General features: G+C 70.3%; 12 protein-coding genes. 7 read left to right on the top strand and 5 right to left on the bottom strand.

Going from position 1 to position 20,939, the window contains the following annotated elements; all coding sequences use genetic code 11:
- Positions 1-5 precede the first annotated feature (5 nt).
- From ASE43_RS19270 to ASE43_RS19250, 5 genes are read right to left on the bottom strand one after another with little or no spacing between them, the layout of a single operon-like run.
- A complete protein-coding gene (locus ASE43_RS19270; protein ID WP_235568829.1) occupies positions 6-197 on the bottom strand; it encodes an MbtH family NRPS accessory protein in 192 nt (63 codons plus the stop codon).
- A 32-nt stretch (positions 198-229) separates the two neighbouring features.
- Positions 230-1,561, bottom strand: a complete 1,332-nt coding sequence (locus ASE43_RS19265; protein ID WP_057161591.1) for an MFS transporter — start codon at positions 1,559-1,561, stop codon at positions 230-232.
- Complete coding sequence (locus ASE43_RS19260) at positions 1,558-6,063, bottom strand: non-ribosomal peptide synthetase (RefSeq protein WP_057161590.1); 4,506 nt, start codon at positions 6,061-6,063, stop codon at positions 1,558-1,560. Before ASE43_RS19260 ends, ASE43_RS19265 begins: the two co-directional genes overlap by 4 nt.
- A gap of 31 nt (positions 6,064-6,094) precedes the next feature.
- Positions 6,095-9,430, bottom strand: coding sequence for a non-ribosomal peptide synthetase (locus tag ASE43_RS19255; protein WP_057161589.1), 3,336 nt, complete (start codon positions 9,428-9,430; stop codon positions 6,095-6,097).
- Positions 9,423-12,773, bottom strand: a complete 3,351-nt coding sequence (locus tag ASE43_RS19250) for a non-ribosomal peptide synthetase (RefSeq protein ID WP_057161588.1) — start codon at positions 12,771-12,773, stop codon at positions 9,423-9,425. The genes ASE43_RS19255 and ASE43_RS19250 overlap by 8 nt, the downstream gene beginning before the upstream one ends.
- Positions 12,774-13,178: 405 nt before the next feature.
- Between ASE43_RS19250 and ASE43_RS19245 the strand changes: the two genes are divergently transcribed.
- Genes ASE43_RS19245 through ASE43_RS19215 form a run of 7 tightly spaced genes read left to right on the top strand, consistent with a single transcriptional unit; the run spans position 13,179 to position 20,925 of the window.
- Entirely contained in the window at positions 13,179-14,213 is a 1,035-nt protein-coding gene (locus ASE43_RS19245; protein WP_057161587.1) for a class II aldolase/adducin family protein, read from the top strand.
- Between the two features lie 35 nt (positions 14,214-14,248).
- Entirely contained in the window at positions 14,249-15,907 is a 1,659-nt protein-coding gene (locus ASE43_RS19240) for an NTP transferase domain-containing protein (RefSeq protein WP_057161586.1), read from the top strand.
- Positions 15,908-15,964: 57 nt separating this feature from the next.
- Positions 15,965-16,771 (top strand): class I SAM-dependent methyltransferase, encoded by an 807-nt coding sequence (locus ASE43_RS19235; RefSeq protein ID WP_056177051.1) that lies wholly within the window; start codon positions 15,965-15,967, stop codon positions 16,769-16,771.
- Positions 16,768-17,487, top strand: a complete 720-nt coding sequence (locus tag ASE43_RS19230) for a glycosyltransferase family 2 protein (protein ID WP_200943973.1) — start codon at positions 16,768-16,770, stop codon at positions 17,485-17,487. The genes ASE43_RS19235 and ASE43_RS19230 overlap by 4 nt, the downstream gene beginning before the upstream one ends.
- Positions 17,484-18,071: a phosphatidylinositol-specific phospholipase C/glycerophosphodiester phosphodiesterase family protein gene (locus ASE43_RS19225; RefSeq protein ID WP_056177053.1), complete on the top strand. Its 588-nt coding sequence runs from the start codon at positions 17,484-17,486 to the stop codon at positions 18,069-18,071. Before ASE43_RS19230 ends, ASE43_RS19225 begins: the two co-directional genes overlap by 4 nt.
- Positions 18,068-20,164: a glycosyltransferase 87 family protein gene (locus ASE43_RS19220; RefSeq protein ID WP_157489588.1), complete on the top strand. Its 2,097-nt coding sequence runs from the start codon at positions 18,068-18,070 to the stop codon at positions 20,162-20,164. Before ASE43_RS19225 ends, ASE43_RS19220 begins: the two co-directional genes overlap by 4 nt.
- Positions 20,161-20,925, top strand: coding sequence for an HAD family hydrolase (locus tag ASE43_RS19215; RefSeq protein ID WP_056177058.1), 765 nt, complete (start codon positions 20,161-20,163; stop codon positions 20,923-20,925). The genes ASE43_RS19220 and ASE43_RS19215 overlap by 4 nt, the downstream gene beginning before the upstream one ends.
- The last annotated feature ends 14 nt before the right edge of the window (positions 20,926-20,939 follow it).

The following is a 20,939-nucleotide window of genomic DNA, read 5'->3' as shown; positions in this document are numbered from 1 at the left end:
CTGGCTCAGCCGCGTGCCGCATCGCGCACGCTGAGCGGGCGCATGTCGGTCCACCACTCGCGGATGCGAGCCAGGCAATCGTCCTTCGACCCCTCGAAGCCGGCGTCGCGCCAGCCCTGCGGAATCGCGTATGCCACCGGCAGGATCGAGTACTGGTCTTCGTGATTGACCACCACCCGATACGCGCCGAGATCCATCTCTTCTCCTTGCATGCAACCTCCATCCCAACTCAAGCCGCGGCGCCGATTCCCGCCGCCGAACCCGTCGCCAGGATCGGCGCATCGGGCAATTCGTCCTCGACCCGACGGATCGCGCGCACCGCATAGGCGCTGGCCGCGACCGCCGTCATCAGGACCCCAAGGACAATGAACATCAGGCCCAGGCCGCGGCCCGGACCGACGCCGATCCACGCCCCGACCGTGCCGGCCAGGGCGCCGCCGGGCGCCATCAACGGTTCGAACACGTGTTCGGCCAGCGGACCGGCCAGGCAATAGCCCAAGGGCATCGCCGCTTCCGACAGCACGCGCTGGATCGCGAAGCAGCGGCCCTGCAGATCGGCCGGCACCTTGCTCTGCCACAGCGCGGCATTCGACGCGTTGAGCACAGGTAACGTCAGGAAGAAGCCGAAACCGGCCACCAGCACCAGCGCGAACGACGGCGCCAGGCCGTGCACGGCCAGCAGCACGCCGGCGGCCAGCGAGTAACCGAGCACGCCGTGGATGCGCCGGCGCGGTCCGCCCCAGGTGCTCATGGCCAGGCCGCCCAACAGCAAGCCGCAGCCGCCGACCGCCATCTGCACGCCCAGCAGGGCCGCGTCGGCGAACGACAGCACCAAGGGCGTGATCGCGATGCTGGCGATGCCGAACAGGAAGTTGGTGGCGCCGAACACCAGCAGCAAGCCGTACAGGCCCGGGCGATCGTGCACGTAGCGGAAGCCGGTGGCGGCTTCGCGCCACAGGCTGTCCTCGGCCTCGGCGCTGCGTTGCGGGCGCGGCACGCGCGCGAAGCACAGTGCGATCACGCCGATCACGAAGGTCAGCGCATCGACGATCAGCACGCCCTGCATCGAGATCGTGCTGACCAGCACGCCGGCCAGCAGCGGCCCGCCGACCTGGGCGATCGCGAAACCGGTCTGGACCAGGCCGTTCACGCGGGTGAGCTGCTCCTGGCTGGCGAGCAGCGGAATGCTGGCCGCGTACGCCGGCTGCAGGAAGGCGTTGGCGATCGCCGAGATGCCGACGCCGACATAGACATGCCACAAGGCCAGGCCGTCGGTGGCGTACAGCACGGCCAGCGCGACCATGGTCAGGGCCGAGACCGCGTCGCAGACGATCATGGTGCGGCGGCGATCCCAGCGATCGACCAGGGCGCCGGCGATCGGCGAGATCAGCAGCGCCGGCACCGCCATGGCGACGAAGATCAGTGCGAACTGGGTGGTGGAACCGGTGCTCTGGTACACCCAGATGCCCAGCGCGAACGATGTCAGGCGCGAGCCCACGCCCGACACCAGCTGGCCGACCCAGATCAGCAGGAAATCGCGCAGGCCGGCGTAGCGGTTCACGCTTCCTCCTCCTCGACCGCCAGCGGCAGGGCGCCGCGGCTGCGCAGGAAATCCAGATAGGTCGCGAACAGCACGCGGTCGGCGGGCGGACAGACCAAACCCAGCGCGGCGACCGCGTCGAGGGTGGCGCTGCAATCGAAGCGCGGTTCGCGCGGGTCCGGATCCTGCGGGAACAAGCCGGCGAACGGCGCCAGCGCGTTATCGCGCGACACCGCCGCTTCGGCCAGCAGCGCCTTGCGCCAGGACGGGTAGTCGATCTCTTCCACCGCCAAGCCGGCGTCGCGCATGGTCTCGACCGCTTCGACGATGGGCAGGCGATGCGGATTGAAGAAGTGGTACTGGCCGTCGGCATCGCCCGCGCCCAAGGCCAGGCGCACGATCGCGCGGCCGACGTAATCCACCGGCGCCATGTCGAAGGACTCGTCGGGCAGGTGCGGCGCATAGCCCAGCTGCACGCAGCCCTTGATCCAGGCGTTGAAGTAGTCGCCCACGTTGCTGGTGCCCAGGCGGCTGTCGCCGGTGATGCGCGCCGGGCGGTAGATCGCCACCGGCAGCCCGCGCGCGCGCGCGGCCAGCGCCAGTTGCTCGCCCACCCACTTGCTCTGGTTGTAGCCGCCCATCTGGCCTTCGGCGTCCGGCGGCGGATCGGATTCGCGCACCACCCGATCCATATGGCGCTCGGTGAGATACACGCCCAGGGTCGACACCAGATGCACCGGCTTGACCCGGTGACGCGTGGCCAGGCGCAGCACCTCGAGGGTGCCGCCGACGTTGGCCGCTTCCAGATGTTCGTAGGGCGCGAGGAAATTGACCTGGCCGCCGTTATGGAAGATCACCTCGGCGCGCTGCGCGAGCGCGTCGAACGCCTCGGCGTCCAGGCCCAGGCGCGGCGCCGACAGATCGCCGCACACCGGCAGCAGACGATGTTCGTCGCCCGCGCGCCATAGCTCGTAGGTATCGAGGTTGGCGCGGATGCGGCGCAAGCCCTCGGCCTCGCTGTCGGCGCGCACCAGACACAACAGTTCGGCGTCGGTGGTGTCGAGCAGCTCGCGCACCAGATAGGCGCCGAGGAAACCGGTGGCGCCGGTGACCAGGGTCGAGGCCGGTTGCGCGCGCGCGGCCGGCGCGCGCGCGCCGCTGGGATCGATGTCCGGCGGCAACACCACGCGCGCGCGCAGATCGGTGCGCGCGTCGGCCACGCCGGCGCGCTGGGCTTCGATCGCGCGCGCCAGGCCGGCCACCGTGGGGCTGGCGAACACCGCCGCCAACGGCAGCTCGACGCCGAACGCGGCGTGCAGCTTGAACACCAGCGGCAGGGTCGACAGCGAATCGCCGCCGAGCGCGAAGAAATCCTCGTCGGCGCCGATGTCCTCGCGCCCCAGCACTTCGCGCCAGACCGCGAGCACGCCGGTTTCGATTTCGCCCTGCGGCGCGCGCACGCGGCGCTCGGCGGCGGCCGTGGCCGGCGGCGCCGGCAGGGCGTGGCGATCGACCTTGCCGTTGCGATTCAAGGGCAGCGACGGCAGCGCCACGAACAGCGACGGCACCAAGGCGTCGGGCAGGCGCTGGGCGAGGAACTCGCGCAGCGCCGCCGGCTCCAGTCCCGCCTCGGCGACCACGTAGGCGACCAGGCGCTTGTCGCCGGGCCGGTCCTCGCGCAGCGCGGCGGCGGCGGCCTGCACCTGCGGGTGCGCGGCCAGCGCGGTTTCGATCTCGCCCAATTCGATGCGCACGCCGCGCAGCTTGACCTGGTGATCGCGGCGGCCGAGGAACTGCAGGCTGCCGTCGGTGTTCCAGCGCGCCAGATCGCCGGTGCGGTACAGCCGCGCGCCGGGCGTATCGGCGTAAGGGTCGGGCAGGAACGCGGCTTCGGTGAGCGCGGGCTGGCCGAGGTAACCGCGCGCGATGCCGGCGCCGCCGATGCACAGCTCGCCGATCACGCCGCGCGGCGCCAAACCGAGCTCGGCGTCGAGCACGTACACGCGCACGCCCGGCAGCGGCGTACCGATCGGCAGCTCGGCGCCGGCGAATTCGCCGCCGTCGCGGGTGGACAGCATGGTCGCGCAGACCGAGGCTTCGGTCGGGCCGTAGTGGTTGCACAAGGCGACCCGGCCGCCGCTGACGCCGGCGTAGCGACGCACCTGCTCCAGCGGCACGCTCTCGCCGCCGATCATCATCAGGCGCAAGGCCGGCAACAGCGGGCGGGTGCGCTGGGCCGCGAACCAGCCCTCGCTCCAGCGCCGCCACAGCGCGGCCGGCGCGTCGATCGCGGTCACGCCGTAATCGCGGCAGAAACTTTCCAGCTCGTACGGGCCCAGCTCGGCCGGGGCCGGATGCAGCACCAGCGCCGAACCGCTGGCCAGCGCCGGGAAGATGTCGCCGACCGAGGCGTCGAACACCAGCGGTGGAATCATCAACAGGCGCTGGGCGACGAAGTCGTGGCGCGCCATGAAGCCGAGGGTGAGATTGACCGCGCCGCGGTGCTCGATCACCACGCCCTTGGGCGCGCCGGTCGAACCGGAGGTGTAGATCACATAGGCGGCGCTGTCGGCGCCGGCCAGTTCCGCCGGCGGCTGCTCGGCCGGCGGCACGCCGTCGGTGATCACGCAGGGCACGGCGCCGGCGACCGCATCGGCGCGCGCGACCAGCGCCGCAGGCGCGACCAGGGCCAGCGCGCCGGCGTCGGCGAGCAGGAAGGCGATGCGTTCGTCCGGGTGGGCAGGATCGATCGGCACATAGGCGCCGCCCGCGGCGAGCACGCCGAGCACGCCGATCAGCGCCTCGGTGGAACGGTCGGCGAGCACCGCGACGCGGGTCTCGGCGACCGTGCCCAAGGCGCGCAGGCGCTGGGCGATGCCGTTGGCGCGCCGGTAGACGTCGCGATAGCTCAACTCGCGTCCCGGCTCGACGATCGCGATCGCCTCCGGGCTGCGCTGGGCCTGACGTTCGAACAGGGCGTACAAGGTCGGCGCGGGCGGCTGCGGCGCGGGTCCGCCGTCGCCCAGCGCCAGCACTTCGTGGCGCGCGTCCTGGTCCAGCAGCGACAGCCGCGACAACGGCAGGTCGGGATCGGCGAGCACGCGGTGCAGCAACACGCCGTATTGATCGGCCAGGCGCGCGATGGTGGAGGCGTCGAACAGGTCGCTGTCGTAGTCGAGCACGCCGTCCAGGCCGGCTTCGGACGCGCCCAGCGACAGGGTGAGCTCGAAGCGCGAGGTGTGCACCTCGGGCTCGAACCATTCGACGTTCAAACCGCGCAGCGTGAGCGGCGCGGTGCCGGCGTTCTGCAGCACGAACATGGTCTGGAACAGCGGCGTTCGGCCGGGCACGCGCTCCAGGCGCAGTTGGTCGATCACCCGCTCCAGCGGCGCCTGCGCATGCTCGAACGCATCCAGGCAGTGGGCGCGGGTGCGCGCGAGCAGATCGCGGAAGCTGGGATCGCCGGACAGGTCGCCGCGCAGCGCCAGGGTGTTCACGAACAGACCGATCAGCGGCGCGACGCCGTCGACGCCGCGGTTGGCGACCGGCGAGCCAATCACCACATCGTCCTGACCCGCGTGACGGCCAAGCAGGCTCTGGAACGCGGCCAACAGGGCCATGAACAAGGTCGCGTGCTCGCGCCGGGCGAGATCGGCCAGGCCGGCGGCGACGCTGAGCGGAATGCGCAGGTGATGGCGCGCGCCACGCCCGGTGGGCGTCGGCTGGCGCGGACGGTCGCCGGGCAGGTCGAGCAGGCCGCTGCTGCCTTCCAGGGCCTGGCGCCAGAACGCCAGTTGGTCGGCGACCTGGCGCTCCTGCGCCGCATCGCGCTGCCACAGCACGGCGTCGCCGAACTGCAGGCGCAACTCCGGCAGGGCCGGGGTCTGGCCGTCCAGGCGCGCGTCGTAGCAACGCGAGAGTTCGTCGAACAGCACGCCGCCGGACCAGGCGTCGGAGACGATGTGGTGCATCACCATCAACAGCAGGTGTTCTTCGTCGTCCAGACGCAGCAAGGTCGCGCGCAGCAAGGGCGCGCGTGCCAGATCGAACGGACGTTCGGTTTCCTCGTCGGCGTAGCGGCGCGCCGCCGCTTCGCGTGCGATCAGGTCCAGGCCGCGCAGGTCGATCAGCGGCACCGTCACCTCGACCTGCGCCGCCACGGTCTGGCGCGGCTCGCCGGCGACTTCGGCGAACGACATGCGCAGCGCATCGTGGCGCTGAATCACGTCGGCCAGCGCGCGCTCCAGCGCGACCGGATCGAGCGCGCCGCGCAGAATGTGGTGGCCGTACACATGGTAGGCGCCGCTGCCGGGCTGCAGGCGCTCGAAGAACCAGATCCGTTGCTGCGCGGCCGACAAGGGCAGGGATTCGCCCGGTCGGCTGCGGCGCTGGATCGCGTTGTCTTCCGCCGCGTCGGTGTCGCGCGCGGACAGGCGTCGGCTCAACAGCTCGCGCTGCTGCGGGGTCAGCCGGGCCAGGCGCTCGGCCATCGCGCCGGGCGCGTTGTCGTCGGGCCGGCTCATGCGCGGTCCACCGCTAAGGCGATCGTCGCGTTCATCGTTCCGCGCCCTCGCCCGCCAACAACAGTTGGATGTCGTCGTCCGACAGCCCTTCGAGCTGGTCGAGCATGCTCGCCAGCGCGTCGGCGTCGACGCTGTCCATGCGCTGGCGCAGCAGCAGCTCGGCGAAGCCGGCCACGCTAGGCGCCTCGAACAGGGCGCGCAAGGCGATTTCGCCGCCGAAGGCCTTCTGCACGCGCGTGATGAGCTGCGTGGCCAGCAGCGAATGGCCGCCGAGCTCGAAGAAATCGTCGTGGATGCCGACCCGTTCCAGCCCAAGCACCTCGGCCCACAGCCGCGCCAGGGTCTCTTCCTCGCCGTTGCGCGGCGCCACATAGGCATGAGTCTCCAGCGCCTCGGCGTCCGGCGCCGGCAGCGCCTTGCGGTCGACCTTGCCGTTCGGGGTCAGCGGGTACTGCGCCAGCGTCACATAGGCCGAGGGCAGCATGTATTCGGGCAGACGCTGGCGCGCATGCGCACGCAGCTCGGCGGCGTCGGCCTGGCCGATCACATAGGCGACCAGGCGCTTGTCGCCGGGCCGGTCCTCGCGGCAGACCACGACCGCCTGACCCACCTGCGGATGCTCGGCCAGCACGGCCTCGATCTCGCCCAGCTCGATGCGGAAGCCGCGCAGCTTGACCTGATGGTCGATGCGCCCCAGCACCTCGATGCGGCCGTCGCGCAGGCGCCGCGCGAGATCGCCGGTGCGGTACAGGCGAGCGCCGATGCGCGCGCCGTAGCGATCGGGCACGAATTTCTCGGCGCTGAGTTCGGGCCGCGCCAGGTAGCCGCGGGCGACGCCGAGGCCGCCGATCAGCAACTCGCCGGGCACGCCCACCGGCACCAGCTGGCCGCGCGCGTCGACGATATGGATCTCGGTGTTGGCGAGCGGACGGCCGATGCTGACCGCCGCGTCGTCGGCGCGCACGCGCTCGACCGCCGACCAGACCGTGGTTTCGGTGGGACCGTACAGGTTCCACAGTTGCGCGCCGTGGGCGAGCAAACGGTCGGCGAGCTCGCGCGGCAGCGCTTCGCCGCCGCACAGCAAGCGCAGTTGCGCACGCCCGCGCCAGCCGGCGTCGAGCAGCATGCGCCAGGTCGCGGGCGTGGCCTGCATCGCGCTGGCGCCGGCGCTGTCGATCAGGCGCGCCAGCGCCGCGCCGTCGGCCGCGGTGGCGCGATCGGCCAGGGCGATGCGCGCGCCCACGCTCAGCGGCAGCAGCAGTTCCAGCACCGCGATGTCGAAGGACAAGGTGGTGACCGCGCACATCACGTCGTCTTCGCCCAGGCCCGGCTCGCGCGCGACCGCGCTGAGGAAGTTGACTGCGGCGCGGTGCGGAATCTGCACGCCCTTGGGCCGGCCGGTGGAGCCGGAGGTGAAGATCACATAGGCCAGGTCTTCCGGGCCGACGCCGCTGTCGACGCGCGCGCCGGGCGCGGCGTCCAGATCGTCCAGCCACAGCGGCTCGCAGTCGCAAGCCGGCAGCTGCGCCTGCAACGCGCGTTCGCTCACGATCAGACGCATGCGCGCGTCCTCGACCATGTAGCCCAGGCGCTCGGCCGGATAGCTGGGGTCCATCGGCACGTAGGCCGCGCCGGCCTTGAGCACGCCGAGCAGGCCGACCAGCATGCGCGGCGAGCGTTCGACGAACAGGCCCACCAACTCGCCGGGGCCCACCCCGCGCGCGGCCAGCGCGCGCGCGAGGGCGTCGGCCTGCGCATCGAGTTCGGCGTAGCTCAGGCGCTGCGCGCCGCATTCGACCGCGATCGCATCGGGCCGGCGCTCGGCCTGGCGCTCGAACAGACGATGCAGCGGCGTATCCACCGGCGCATCCAATGCGGTGTCGTTCCATTCCGACAGCAGGCGCTGGCGCGCTTCGGGCGGCAGGATCTCGAGCTCGCCGATGCGCTGGTCCGGGTCGTCGGCGATCGAACGCAGCAGCTGCTGGAAGTGAGCGGAGAAAGCTTCGATGGTGGCGGCGTCGAACAGGTCGCTGGCGTATTCGAAGAACAGGGCCAGGCCGTCCTCGTGTTCGCTCGCGAACAAGGCCAGGTCCGAGCGCGCGGTGCCGGGATTGATGGTGTCGAAATCCACCGGCACCAGACTCAGCCCGGCCAGATCGCTCTCTTCGGAGGGGAAGTTCTGGAAGAACAGCATGGTCTGGAACAGCGGCGCGTGGCTGAGCGAACGCTCCGGTTGCAGTTCCTCGATCAGACGTTCGGCCGGCAGGTCCTGGTGCGAGTACGCGCCCAGGGTGGTGTCCTTCACCTGCGCCAGCAGGGTGCGGAACGTGGGATTGCCGGACAGGTCGTTGCGCAGCGCCAGGGTATTGACGAAGAACCCCGCCAACGGCTCGAGTTCCTCGCGGCGGCGATTGGCGACGCCGACGCCGACCACCAGGTCGTGCTGGCCGGAGTAGCGCATCAACAGGGTCTGATAGGCGGCCAGTACGATCATGAAGGGCGTCGCGCCCTCCTGCCTGCTCAGGCGCTTGATCGCGTCCCAGGTCTGCATCGACAGCATGCTGCGCAGCACGTCGCCGCGGTAGCTTTGCACCGGCGGACGCGCGCGATCGCCGGGCAGCTCCAGCACCGGCAGCGGGCCGGCCAGGCGCTGGCGCCAGTAGTCCAGCTGGGTCTGCAGGGTTGGGCCTTCCAGCAGCTCGCGCTGCCACAGGGTGTAGTCCACGTACTGCACCGGCAACTCGGGCAGCGGCGAGGCCGCGCCGGCCTGGTAGGCGCTGTACAACTGGCGCAGTTCCTCGTGCAGCACGCCCAGCGACCAGCCGTCGACCGCGATGTGATGGGCGTTGAGGGTGAACAGATAACGCTCGTCGTCGACCTGCACCAGCAGCGCGCGCAGCAGCGGCCCGCGCGCCAGGTCGAATGCGCGCCGAGCTTCGGCGCGGGCCAGCGCGAACGCCGCCGACTCGCGCTCCGACGCCGGCAGCGCGCGCAGGTCATGGCGTTCGATCGGCACCGCCGACGGCGGCTGCACGACCTGGTGCGGGCCTTGTTCGTCGGCCGCGATCAGCGTACGCAGGCTTTCGTGGCGACGCTGGATCTCGTCCAGCGCGCGCGCGAACGCCGCCTGGTCCAAACGGCCCTGCATCCACAGCGAGGTCGGCACGTTGTAGGCCGCCGAACCGGGATCGATCTGGTCGAGGATCCACAGCCGCTGCTGCGCGAACGACAGCGGAATCCGCGCCGGACGCGGGCGCCGGCCGATTTCGCTGCGCGGCGCCGACGGCGATTGCTTGGCCAGTTGCTGCAGCAGCAGCGCGCGTTTTTCCGGCGACAGGCCGGCCAGGCGCTCGTGGATTTCAGCCATGCGCGCCTCCGGACAGGCTCGCGGCCAGACGCGCGCTGGCCTCCTCGTCGCTGAGGTGCTCCAGACTCGCGAGCAGGCTTTCCAGGTCCTCCGGCGCCAGCTCGGTGCTGGCCGCGGCGACGCGCGCGGCCAGGCGTTCCAGGGTGGCGTCCTCGAACAGCGCGCGCAGCGGCAGCTCGACGCCGTACTGCTGCTCGATCCGCGCCAGCAAACGCGTGGCCAGCAGCGAATGGCCGCCGAGGTCGAAGAAATTGTCGCCGCGCCCGATCCGCGGCGCGCCCAGCAGTTGCTGCCAGATCGCGGCCAGCGTCAATTCCTCGGGCGTGACCGGCGCCTCGTAGCTGGCGTCGTCGTCGCCGCCGGCCACGGCTTCCGGCGCCGGCAGCGCGCGCCGGTCGACCTTGCCGTTGGGCGTGAGCGGGAAGCGCTCAAGCACGACGAAGGCGCTGGGCACCATGTAATCGGGCAGCGCGGCCTTGAGGTGATCGCGCAATGCGGATATCGCCGGCGCGACGCCGTTGGCGGTCACGTACGCGACCAGACGCTGGTCGCCGGGCCTGTCCTCACGGCAGTGCACCACCGCCTGGGTCACCTCCGGCACCTGCGCGAGCACCGATTCGATCTCGCCCAGTTCGATGCGGAAGCCGCGCAGCTTGATCTGATGATCGATGCGGCCGATCACCTCGATCGTGCCGTCGCGGCGCCACAGCGCGAGGTCGCCGCTGCGGTACAGGCGGCCGCCCGGCGCGCCGAAGGGGTCGGAGATGAACTTCTCCGCGGTCAGATCGGGGCGCCCGCGATAGCCGGTGGCCAGGCCGTCGCCGCCGATCAGCAGTTCGCCCGGCACGCCCGCCGGCAGCAGCTTCATATGACGATCGACGATGTGGATCTGGGTGTTGTCGACCGGCTTGCCGACCAGGATCGGGCCGCTGCCCGGGTGCACCCGGCACAGCGCCGAGTACACCGTGGTTTCGGTGGGGCCGTAGAGGTTCCACAGTTCTCGCGCGCACGGCAGCAGGCGGTCGGCCAGTTCGCGCGGCAGGGCCTCGCCGGTGGAGATGATCTTGATCCCGGCTTTGCCGCTCCAGCCCAGTTCCAGCAGCATGCGCCAGGTCGCGGGAGTGGCCTGCATCACGTCGATCGCGGTGTCGTCGACCAGACGGCGCAGGCGCAGGCCGTCGCGCGCGGTGTCGCGGTCGACCAGCAGGATGGTCGCGCCCACGGTCAGCGGCAGCACCAGCTCGAACAAGGCGATGTCGAACGACAGCGTGCTGATCGCGCACAGCACCTGACCGCGCGCCAGGCCCGGCTCGCGCGCGACCGAACGCAGCAGGTTGACCGCCGAGCGCTGCTGGATTTCCACGCCCTTGGGCTTGCCGGTGGAACCGGAGGTGAAGATCACATAGGCCGGATCGCGCGCCGCGGCGCCGCCGTCGGGCGCGCGCTCGGCGCGCGCGTCCAGCGCCGCATCGGCGTCGGCGTAGATCACCGTCGCGACATCGCCTGGCAGGCTGTCGGCGAGCGCGCGCTGGCTGACCAGCACGCGCGCGGCCGAGGCCTCGAGCATGTAGGCCAGGCGATCAGCCGGATAGGTGGGGTCCAGCGGCACGTAGGCGCCGCCGGCCTTGAGGATACCGAGCAGGCCGATCAGCATTTCCGGCGTGCGTTCCACGTACAGGCCGACCAGCTCGCCGGGGCCGACGCCGGCCGCGCGCAATTCGTGGGCGAGCGCGTTGGCGCGGCGGTCGAGCTCGCGGTACGTCATCTCGCGTGCGCCGCAGCGCAGCGCGATCGCGTCGGGCGTGCGCTCGACCTGGGCCTGGACCTGGGCGGCGATGGTGGGATCGTCCGGCAGCTCGCGCGCGGTGTCGTTCCAGCGCGCGAGTTCTTCGCGCTCTGCGTCGGTCAGCAACTCCAACGTACTCAGCGGTGCGTCGGGTGTGGCCGCGGCCGAAGTCAGCAGGCGCAGCAGATGCCCGCATAAGCGCTCGATGCGCGCGCGGTCGAACAAATCGGTGCTGTACTCCAGCATCAGTTCGCGCTGACCGTGCTGGTTCACGAACAGGCTCAGATCGCCCTGGGCGGTGCCGGGGGCCAGATCGGTCAGATGCGCCTGGCGCACCTGCATGCCGCCCATGCCCAGGCCCAGCGCGGGGTAGTTCTGGAAGAAGAACAGCGCTTGCGCGAACGGCGTGTGGCTGGCCGAGCGCGGCAGGCGGCGGGTCTCCAATATCCGGTCCAGCGGCGCGTCGGCATGCTCCATCGCGCTCAGCACGCTCTCGCGCACCTGCGCCAGCAGCTGGGCGAAACTCGGATCGCCTTCGATGCGCGTGCGCATCGGCAGGGTGTTGACGAAGAAGCCGATCACCGGCTCCAGCTCGACCCGCGCGCGCCCGGCCACGCCCATGCCGACGGTGATGTCGTCCTGGGCGGTGTAGCGCGACAACAGGGCCTGATACGCGGCCAGGAACACCATCGACAGCGTGGCCTGGCGCTCGCGCGCGAGCCGCTCGAGCTGCTCGTAAACCGGCGCCGGCACTTCGCTCAGGTACAGCGCGCCGCGGAAACTCTGCGCGGACGGACGCGGCCGGTCGGCGGGCAGATCCAGCGAGGTGAGCGCGCCGTCGAGGCGCTCGCTCCAGTAATCCAGCTGCGGTTGCAGGCCGTCGCCGCCGAGGGTCTCGTGCTGCCACAGCGCGATGTCGGCGATCTGCAACGCGGGCGCGGCGGTATCGGCCGCGCCACCGGCGCGCAGGGCGTCGTAGGCGCGCTGCAATTCCTCCAGCAGCGCGTTGGTGGACCAGCCGTCGATCGCGATGTGGTGGAAGCCCAGCACCAGCAGATGGCGCTGCGCGGCGACGTCGATCAGGGTCGCGCGCATCATCGCGTCGCGCCCCAGATCGAACGCGCGCGCGGTTTCCTCGCGCGCCAGGCGCAGGGCCTCGGCCTCGCGCTCGTCGGCATTGGCGCCGCTCGCGCTCAGCTCCTGCCAGGGCAGGTCGATACGCGCGAGGATGTGCTGATACGGATCGCCGTCCTGCGCGCGGAACACCGTACGCAAGGTTTCGTGGCGATCGAGCAGGGTTTGCAGGGCCGCGCGCAAGGCGACGCGATCGAGTTCGCCGTCCAGCCACAGGCCGACCGGCAGGTTGTAGGCGGTCATGCCGGGCAGAAAACGGTCCAGCCACCACAGTCGGCGCTGGCCGAAGGTCAGCGGGATGCGCTCGGGGCGCGCGCGCGGCTGAATCCGGTTCTGGCCCACGCGCTGACGCGCGCTCAACTGACGCAGCAGTTCGCGTTTCGCAGGCGATAGCTCGGCGATACGCGGGTCGATATCACTCATCCCTGAACTTCCTTGACTTACGAGCATCCTCGGCCGACCTGATCCGGTCGGTTTCCCTTTGGCATCCAGCACGCGTCGCTTCGGAGATGCTCTTGCACGCGAACCATGTTCGCGATCATCCTTGGCGTTCCATCCGTGGTGCCCCCCGTCTATATCCTATCCACATAACGTGGTCAGGGGGCAAATGCGGACCACATCGGTTGCCGGGACGTCCAATGCCCGGCTGGGGAAACCGTTGCGGGGAGTGCGTTATCCGGCCGTGGGACGGCCGGTTGCAAGTCCAAACCGAGTATTAGGGGTTTCAGGAGCAACAGCCAGCAGGGAGGGGGAACACATGGATCGACCGTTCTCGCAGCACCGAACGACGCCCAGACCACGCACCGACGCCGCGCCGGCGGGGGCGTGATGGGTCACATCGCAGCCGCTCTCGACGCGTTGATCGCCTGGTCGGCGCGGATCGGCGCCGATCCGCTGCTGGTACAGGGCGGCGGCGGTAACACGTCGGTCAAACAAGACGGCACCTTGTGGGTCAAGGCCTCCGGCACCTGGCTCGCGCAGGCGCGCGAGCGCGATATTTTCGTGCCGCTGCCGTTGGACGAGGCGCGCGCCGCGCTCGGCCACGCCGACGGCGAAGCGCGACTGGCGCGGCTGGGCGCCGCGCACGCGCTGCGGCCCTCGATCGAAACCTCGCTGCACGCATTGCTGCCGCATCCGGTGGTCGCGCACGTGCATTCGGTGAACACCATCGCCTGGGCGGTACGCGCGGATGCGCGCACGCGACTGGATGCCCTGTTGAAGGACCTGAATTGGGCCTGGGTGCCGTATCGGCGCCCCGGTTATCCGCTCACCCAGGCGGTGCGCGAGGCCTTGAATGAACGCGCGGCCGACGTGCTGGTATTGGCCAATCACGGCCTGGTCGTCGGCGCCGGCGACTGCGTCGCGGCCGATGCGTTGCTGAACGAAGTGGAGCGTCGATTGGCGTTGCCCGAGCGCTCCACGCGCAGCGCCGACCCGGCGCGCTTGCGCGCGGTCAACGACCTGAATTGGGAAGCACCGCAGGACCCGCGCGTGCATGCGCTGGGGGTCGATGCGGCCGCGCTGGCGATCGCCCGCGACGGCGCGCTGTATCCGGACCACGCGGTGTTCCTGGGCGCGCGCGCGGCCGTGCTGGACGGCGCCGACGCGCTCTCGGACGCGGTCGCGCGTTGCACCGCCGCCAGCGGCGTCGCGCCGGCGTTCGCGCTGTTGCCCGGCGCCGGCGTGCTGGTCGCGCCCGGCCTGTCGGCCGGCGCGCAGGCGATGCTGCAGTGCCTGGCCCTGGTCGCGCTGCGCCTGCGCGGCGACGAGCCGCTGGTCTACCTGGGCGACGACGACGTCGCCGCCCTGGTGGACTGGGAAGCCGAAGCCTATCGCCGCGCCTTGGCGCGGCCCGCGCACTGACCCCCACGCACCGCACGACCCCACGGAAGGAGCCCATGCAGATCGTCGTCCCCATGTCAGGTTTCGGAGAGCGCTTCCGCCGCGCCGGTTATCGCGTGCCCAAGCCGCTGATCGAGATCGACGGCAAGCCGATCATCGCGCACGTGGTCGACCTGTTCCCGGGCGAGACCGATTTCGTGTTCGTGTGCAACCAGGATCATCTGGATCGCGACGACTACCGCATGGCCGAGCAGCTGGCGCGGATCTGTCCGAGCGGGCGGGTGCTCGGGATCGCGCCGCACAAGCGCGGCCCGGTGCACGCGGTGCTGCAGGCGATGGAGCTGCTGGATCCGGACGCGCCCACCCTGGTCAACTACTGCGATTTCGCCTGCGCCTGGGACTACCGCGATTTCAAGTCCTTCGTGCTCGACAGCGGCTGCGACGGCGCGATTCCCTGCTACACCGGTTTCCATCCGCACATGATGGGATCGACCAACTACGCCTACGTGCGCACCGACGGCGCGCGCGTGCTCGACATCCAGGAAAAGCAGCCCTACACCGACCAACCCACGCGCGAGTACGCCTCCAGCGGCAGCTATTACTTCAGGTCCGGCGCGCTGATGCGCGACGCCTTCGAACGCTGCAGCGCGCGCGAGGATCTCAGCCTGGGCGGCGAGCACTACGTGAGCCTGGCCTACAAGCCGATGCTGGAAGACGGCGCCTGCGTCGCGGTGTACGAGCTCAACCATTTCATGCAGTGGGGCACGCCGCAGGACCTGGAGGAGTACCGCTACTGGTCCGACGCGTTCCGGCGCCTGGCCGATCCGGCCCGTCCGCAGGCGCCGCCGCGCCAGCGCGGCGCGGTGATGGTGCCGATGGCCGGGCTGGGCGCGCGCTTCGCCAGCGAGGGCTATCGCGAGCCCAAGCCGCTGATTCCGGTCTCCGGCGAACCGATGGTGGTGCAGGCCGCGCGCGACCTGCCGGAGCCGGCGCGGCGCGTGTTCGTGCAGCGCCGCGACCTGGAGGGCGCCGCGCGCATCGCCGATGCGCTGCGCGCGCGTTTCCCTGGCTGCGCCCTGGTCGATCTGGAGCGCGTGACCGACGGCCAGGCCCGCACCTGCCTGCTAGGCCTGGACGATGTCGACCCCGAGCAACCGCTGACCATCGGCGCCTGCGACAACGGCGCGGTGTTCGACGCGCAGGCGCTGTCGGCGCTGCTGGACGACGAGGACGTGGACGTGATCGTCTGGGTCGCGCGCGGCTATCCGGGCGCGGCGCGCCGGCCCACGCATTACGGCTGGGTCGACGAGGTCGACGGCCGGGTGCTGTCGGTGTCGGTCAAGCAGCCGCTGGCCGATACCGCCCGCGATCCGATCGTGCTGGGTACCTTCACGTTCCGCCGCGCCGCCGATTTCGCCGCCGCCGCGGACGCGATGATCGCGCGCGACGGGCGCGTCAACGGCGAGTTCTATGTCGACAGCTGCATCAACGACGCGGTCGCCGCCGGCCTCAACTGCCGCGTGTTCGAAGTCGCGCACTATCTGTGCTGGGGCACGCCCGACGACCTGCGCACCTTCGAGTACTGGCAGTCCTGCTTCCACAAGTGGGACGCCCACCCCTACCGCATCGAACACGACCCGCGGGTGCCCGCGCACGCGCGCCCGGCCCTGGCCGAGCGCTACCGCATGCGCGAGCCGGAGCGCTTCCGATGCTGATCCCTGCTTTCGCCGCCGTTCGCAACATCGCTGCCCGTTCCGCTGGAGAGTCGTCCCATGGTCCTGCCTAGCACCTACTTCCCCACGCACGAGGAGAACCGCTTCGCGCACGAAGGCGAAGTCGGACTGGCGCGCGAGTTCTTCCTCAAGCACCGCCCGCGCAATCTCGAGTTCCTGCTGCACAAGCGCTACGACTGGATGAACGCCTACCTCAAGCCCGGCCAGCGCGTGGTCGAGTTCGGCGCCGGCTCCGGCTTCAGCAAGGAATTCATCCGCCACGACAATTTCCGCATCACCGACGTGGAGGCGCGGCCGTGGATCGACGACGTCGCCGACGCCATGGACCCGCCGTATCCGGACGGCTCGATCGACGTGGCGGTGTTCAGCCACATGATCCATCACCTGCCCAATCCGGTGCGCTTCTTCCAGGTCATGCAGCGCAAGCTCGCGCCGGGCGGGCTGATCCTGATCCAGGACCTCAACACCTGCTTCCTGCTGCGCCTGGCCCTGCGCGCGATGCGCCACGAGGGCTGGTCCTACGACATCGACGTGTTCGACGAGAACGTGGTCGCCAACGATCCGCGCGATCCCTGGTCGGCCAACTGCGCGATCCCGCTGCTGTTGTTCCGCGACGAGGACGCGTTCCGCCGCCACCTGCCCGGCTTCGCGATCGAACGCAACCAGCTCAACGAGTGCTTCGTGTTCCTGGTCTCCGGCGGCGTGGTGGTGCAGGCCAAGACCGTCGAGCTGCCGCGCTTCCTGCTCAAGCTGATCGACGCCACCGACCGCGCCCTGGTCCGCTTGCTGCCGTCGGTATTCGCGATGGGCCGTTCGGTGGTGCTGAGGAAGATCGAAACGCCGTGACCATCTCCCTGCGCCTGTCCCTGGTGATCCCCTGCTACAACGAAGCCCGCAACCTGCCGTTGCTGGTGGCGCGCCTGCGTCAGACCTTCGTGCGCGAGGACGTGGAAGCGATCCTGGTCGATAACGGCTCCACCGACGACACCCCGGCGGTGCTGGCCGAACTGCTGGACGGCGTCGAACGCATCCGCAGCGTCCGCGTGGAACGCAACCAGGGTTACGGCTACGGCATCCTCGCCGGCCTGCGCGCCGCGCGCGGCCTGATCGTGGGCTGGACCCACGCCGACATGCAGACCGATCCGGCCGACGCGCTGGAGGGCCTGGCCCTGTTCGACGACCGCGACCCGGGCACGCTGTTCGTCAAAGGCCGCCGCTACGGCCGGCCGGTGGCGGACGTGGTCTTCACCGTCGGCATGTCGCTGTTCGAGACCCTGCTGTTGCGGCGCCGGCTGTGGGACATCAACGCCCAACCGACCCTGTTCGCGCGCGCCTTCTTCGAACGCTGGCAGGCGCCGCCGCACGATTTCTCGCTGGACCTGTACGCCTACTACCAGGCCCGTCGCAGCGGCCTGCAAGTGCGCCGTTTCCGGGTGCGCTTCGGCGAACGCGCCTACGGCAGCTCGCACTGGAACGTGAACTGGCGCGCCAAGGCGCGCTTCATCCGCCGCACCGTGGATTTCAGCCTGCGCCTGCGCAAAGACCTCTCGCACCCCGCATGATCATCGTCCGCCACCGCCGCAACACCCGCGCGGAACTGCGCGCGACCTCGCCGGAGTTCGGGATCGAGCTCGATCTGCGCAGCCGCGGCGACGCCATCATCATCCACCACGACGCCTTCGCCGACGGCGAGGATTTCGAGGACTGGCTGGACGACTACCGCCATCGCCTGCTGATCCTCAACGTCAAGGAGGAGGGCCTGGAGGACCGCCTGATCGCGCTGATGCGCGAGCGCGGCATCCAGGACTGGTTCTTCCTGGACCAGTCCTTCCCGTTCCTGGTCCGCACCGCCGCGCGCGGCGAATCGCGCTGCGCGGTGCGGGTGTCGGAGTACGAATCGATCGACACCGCGCTGTCGCTGGCCGGTCGGGTGGGCTGGGTCTGGGTCGATTGCTTCACCCGCTTTCCGCTGGATCGCGCCCAGGCCGATCGCCTGCGCGCGGCCGGCTTCCGCCTGTGCCTGGTCTCGCCGGAACTGCAGGGCCGCGACGCCGCCCAGGGCATCGCCGAGTTGCGCGAGCGGCTCGCGCGCGACGGCATCGCCGTGGACGCGGTCTGCACCAAGGAGACCGAACTTTGGCGATGAGTCTGGCGCGGCTGTGGCGAGACCCGATGCTGCGGACCTGGGAGTTCCGCGCCGGCCTGTTGCTGCGCGCGGCGCTGATCGTGCTGCTGGTGCCGAAGATTCAGCAGCAGTGGTTCCTGCCGTTCCTGGATCACGCGATCCGCTTTCCCAGCCTGGATCCGTGGTCCAGCTTCCTCGCCGCCGGCGGCACGCCGCTGGCCTATCCCTACGGCCCGGTGATGCTGCTCGCGCACGCGCCGGGCAGCGTGCTGGGCTGGCTGGTCGACGCCGCCACCGGCAGCGCCGCCTACACCGGTATCGGCTTCCGCCTGGGCCTGCTCGGCGCCGACCTGGCCTGCCTGCTGCTGTTGCGGCGGCTGCTGCCGACCGAGCGCCCGCGCATGCTGCTGTGGCTGTACTGGTGGTCGCCGATCGTGCTGTTCGTGACCTATTGGAACGGCCAGACCGACATCGTGCCGATCGCCTTGCTGCTGCTGTCGCTGCTGTTGATCCGACGCTATCGTCCGGTGGCCTCGGGCGCCGCGCTCGGATTGGCGCTGGCGGCCAAGCTCAGCATGGGCCTGGCCGCGCCTTTCATCGGCATCTACCTGTGGCGCAACAAGCGCCTGCGTTCGATGCTGGCGCCGTTCGCGCTGGCCTGCGCGGTGCTGGCGACGCTGCTGACGCTGCCCTGGCTGGCGTCGTCCGGCTTCGTGAGCATGGTCTTCGGCTCGCGCGAGTTCGGGCGCGTGTTCGACCTGGCCCTGCCGCTGGGCGAGGAACTCAAGCTCTACCTGACCCCTACCCTGTACCTGCTGGCGGCCTATGCGGCCTGGCGTTTCCGCCGCATCAGTTTCGAACTGCTGATCGCCAGCACCGGCCTCTCGTTTTTCCTGGTCGTGCTGGGCACGCCGGCGCCGCCGGGCTGGTACCTGTGGCTGGTGCCGTTCCTGGTCGCGCACCAGCTGCAGGGCGATCGCAGCGCGCGCGTGCTGGCCGGCGGCTTCTCGCTGCTGCTGATCGCGATGCACGTGTTCATTTCCAGCGGCGCCAGCGCGCCCCTGCTGGGCTGGGATCCGGCACCGGCGATCGCGACGGTGGCCGCGCGCATCACCCCGCACGTGCACTCGCTGTGGATGACCCTGATGGTGGCGTCGGGCCTGGTGCTGATCGTGCAGATGTTGCGCGAACGCGTCGGCCGCAACGACTACTACCGCATCGCCCAGAAGCCGCTGGCGTTGGGTATCGCCGGCGATTCGGGCTCCGGCAAGGACACCCTGAGCCGCGCCCTGGCCGGCGTGTTCGGCGACCACTCGGTGGTGCACGTATCGGGCGACGATTACCACATCTGGGACCGCTACGCGCCGATGTGGAAGGGCCTGACACATCTCAATCCGCGCGCCAACGACCTGCAACGCTTCGGCAACGACGTGCTGGCGCTGATGGACGGCAAGGCCATCGTCTGCCGCCGCTACGATCACAGCGCCGGGCGCTTCGAGAAGCCGACCCTGCTGGCCAAGAACGACGTGATCATCGCCTCGGGCCTGCACGCATTGCACTTCCCGCGCCTGCGTCGACGCTACGACGTCAGCGTGTTCCTGGACGTGGACGAATCGCTGCGCCGGGCCTGGAAAATCCACCGCGACGTGCATCAGCGCGGCCACGACCTGGCCGCGGTCACCGGTTCGCTGGAGCGGCGCGCGCCGGATTCGCAGCGCTACATCCATCCGCAAAAGGCGGTCGCCAGCCTGGTGCTGCGCCTGCAACCGGTCAACCCGCAGCAACTCGAGCGCGGCATCCCGCCCGATCAGGTGCGCCTGAAGCTGGTCGCGCTGATCCGCAACGGCACGTATCACGAGCGCGTGGCGCGGATCCTGATCGGCGTATGCGGCCTGCACCTGGACGTGCAGCTGGCCGACGACTCGGGCGAAGTCGAGATGGAGATCGAAGGCGACGTGGTCGCCGAGGACATCGCCCTGGCCGCGCGCAGTCTGGTGCCCGGCCTGCAGGAGATGTTGGACATCCGTCCCCAATGGGAGGACGGCATGAGCGGGATCATGCAGTTGCTGGTCCTGGTGCACACCGAAGAAGCCCTGAAGAACCGAATCCAATGAGCCTGAACATCCACAACGCGGATACCGCCCTGCGCGCGCCGCAGGCGATCATCTTCGACACCGACAACACCCTCTACGCCTACGGTCACCCGCACGCCTGCGCGACCGTGGCCGCCGAGGAGAAGGCGGTGCGCCTGCTCGGTTGCGACGTCGCCGACGTGCGTCAGGCTTTCTCGCAGGCGCGATTGGAAGTGAAGCAGCGCCTGGGACGCACCGCCAGCTCGCACAGCCGCCTGCTGTATTTCCAGCGCGGCATCGAGCTGCTCGGGCGCAAGACCCAGTTGGTGATCACGCTGGATCTGGAACAGACCTACTGGCGCACCTTCCTCGCCCACTGCGAGCTGTTCCCGGGCGTGCGCGAGTTCCTGATGGCGCTGCGCAGCCGCGGCATCGGCACGGCGATCATCACCGACCTCACTTCGCAGATCCAATTCCGCAAGATCATCTACTTCGGCCTGGACGATTGCTTCGACTACGTGGTGACCTCCGAGGAGGCCGGCGCCGACAAGCCGCAGGAGGCGCCGTTCCAGCTGGCGATCGACAAGCTCGGCATCGATCCGGAGCGCATCTGGATGATCGGCGACGACCCGGCCAGCGACATCGCCGGCGCGCGCCGCTTCGGCATCACCACCCTGCTGCGCGTCGATCGCGCCCACAACGGCCATGCGCGCGAGTCGGCGCCGGACCTGGTGTTCGACGATTTCGAGGAACTCAGCCGCTACGTGTTCTCGGGCAAGGTCGAAGGCTGGGCCGCGCAATGAACGCCGCACGCCTT

It is taken from the genome of Lysobacter sp. Root983 (genome assembly GCF_001429345.1).
In the GTDB taxonomy this organism is placed as follows: Bacteria; Pseudomonadota; Gammaproteobacteria; order Xanthomonadales; family Xanthomonadaceae; genus Lysobacter.
This window is presented reverse-complemented; position numbering and strand designations above follow the sequence as displayed.

Coding starts and splice junctions, on each gene's coding strand:
- ASE43_RS19270 (WP_235568829.1), bottom strand. CDS start 197: ATGGATCTCGGCGCGTATCGGGTGGTGGTCAATCACGAAGACCAGTAC.
- ASE43_RS19260 (WP_057161590.1), bottom strand. CDS start 6,063: ATGAGCCGGCCCGACGACAACGCGCCCGGCGCGATGGCCGAGCGCCTG.
- ASE43_RS19255 (WP_057161589.1), bottom strand. CDS start 9,430: ATGGCTGAAATCCACGAGCGCCTGGCCGGCCTGTCGCCGGAAAAACGC.
- ASE43_RS19250 (WP_057161588.1), bottom strand. CDS start 12,773: ATGAGTGATATCGACCCGCGTATCGCCGAGCTATCGCCTGCGAAACGC.
- ASE43_RS19245 (WP_057161587.1), top strand. CDS start 13,179: ATGGGTCACATCGCAGCCGCTCTCGACGCGTTGATCGCCTGGTCGGCG.
- ASE43_RS19240 (WP_057161586.1), top strand. CDS start 14,249: ATGCAGATCGTCGTCCCCATGTCAGGTTTCGGAGAGCGCTTCCGCCGC.
- ASE43_RS19235 (WP_056177051.1), top strand. CDS start 15,965: ATGGTCCTGCCTAGCACCTACTTCCCCACGCACGAGGAGAACCGCTTC.
- ASE43_RS19225 (WP_056177053.1), top strand. CDS start 17,484: ATGATCATCGTCCGCCACCGCCGCAACACCCGCGCGGAACTGCGCGCG.
- ASE43_RS19220 (WP_157489588.1), top strand. CDS start 18,068: ATGAGTCTGGCGCGGCTGTGGCGAGACCCGATGCTGCGGACCTGGGAG.
- ASE43_RS19215 (WP_056177058.1), top strand. CDS start 20,161: ATGAGCCTGAACATCCACAACGCGGATACCGCCCTGCGCGCGCCGCAG.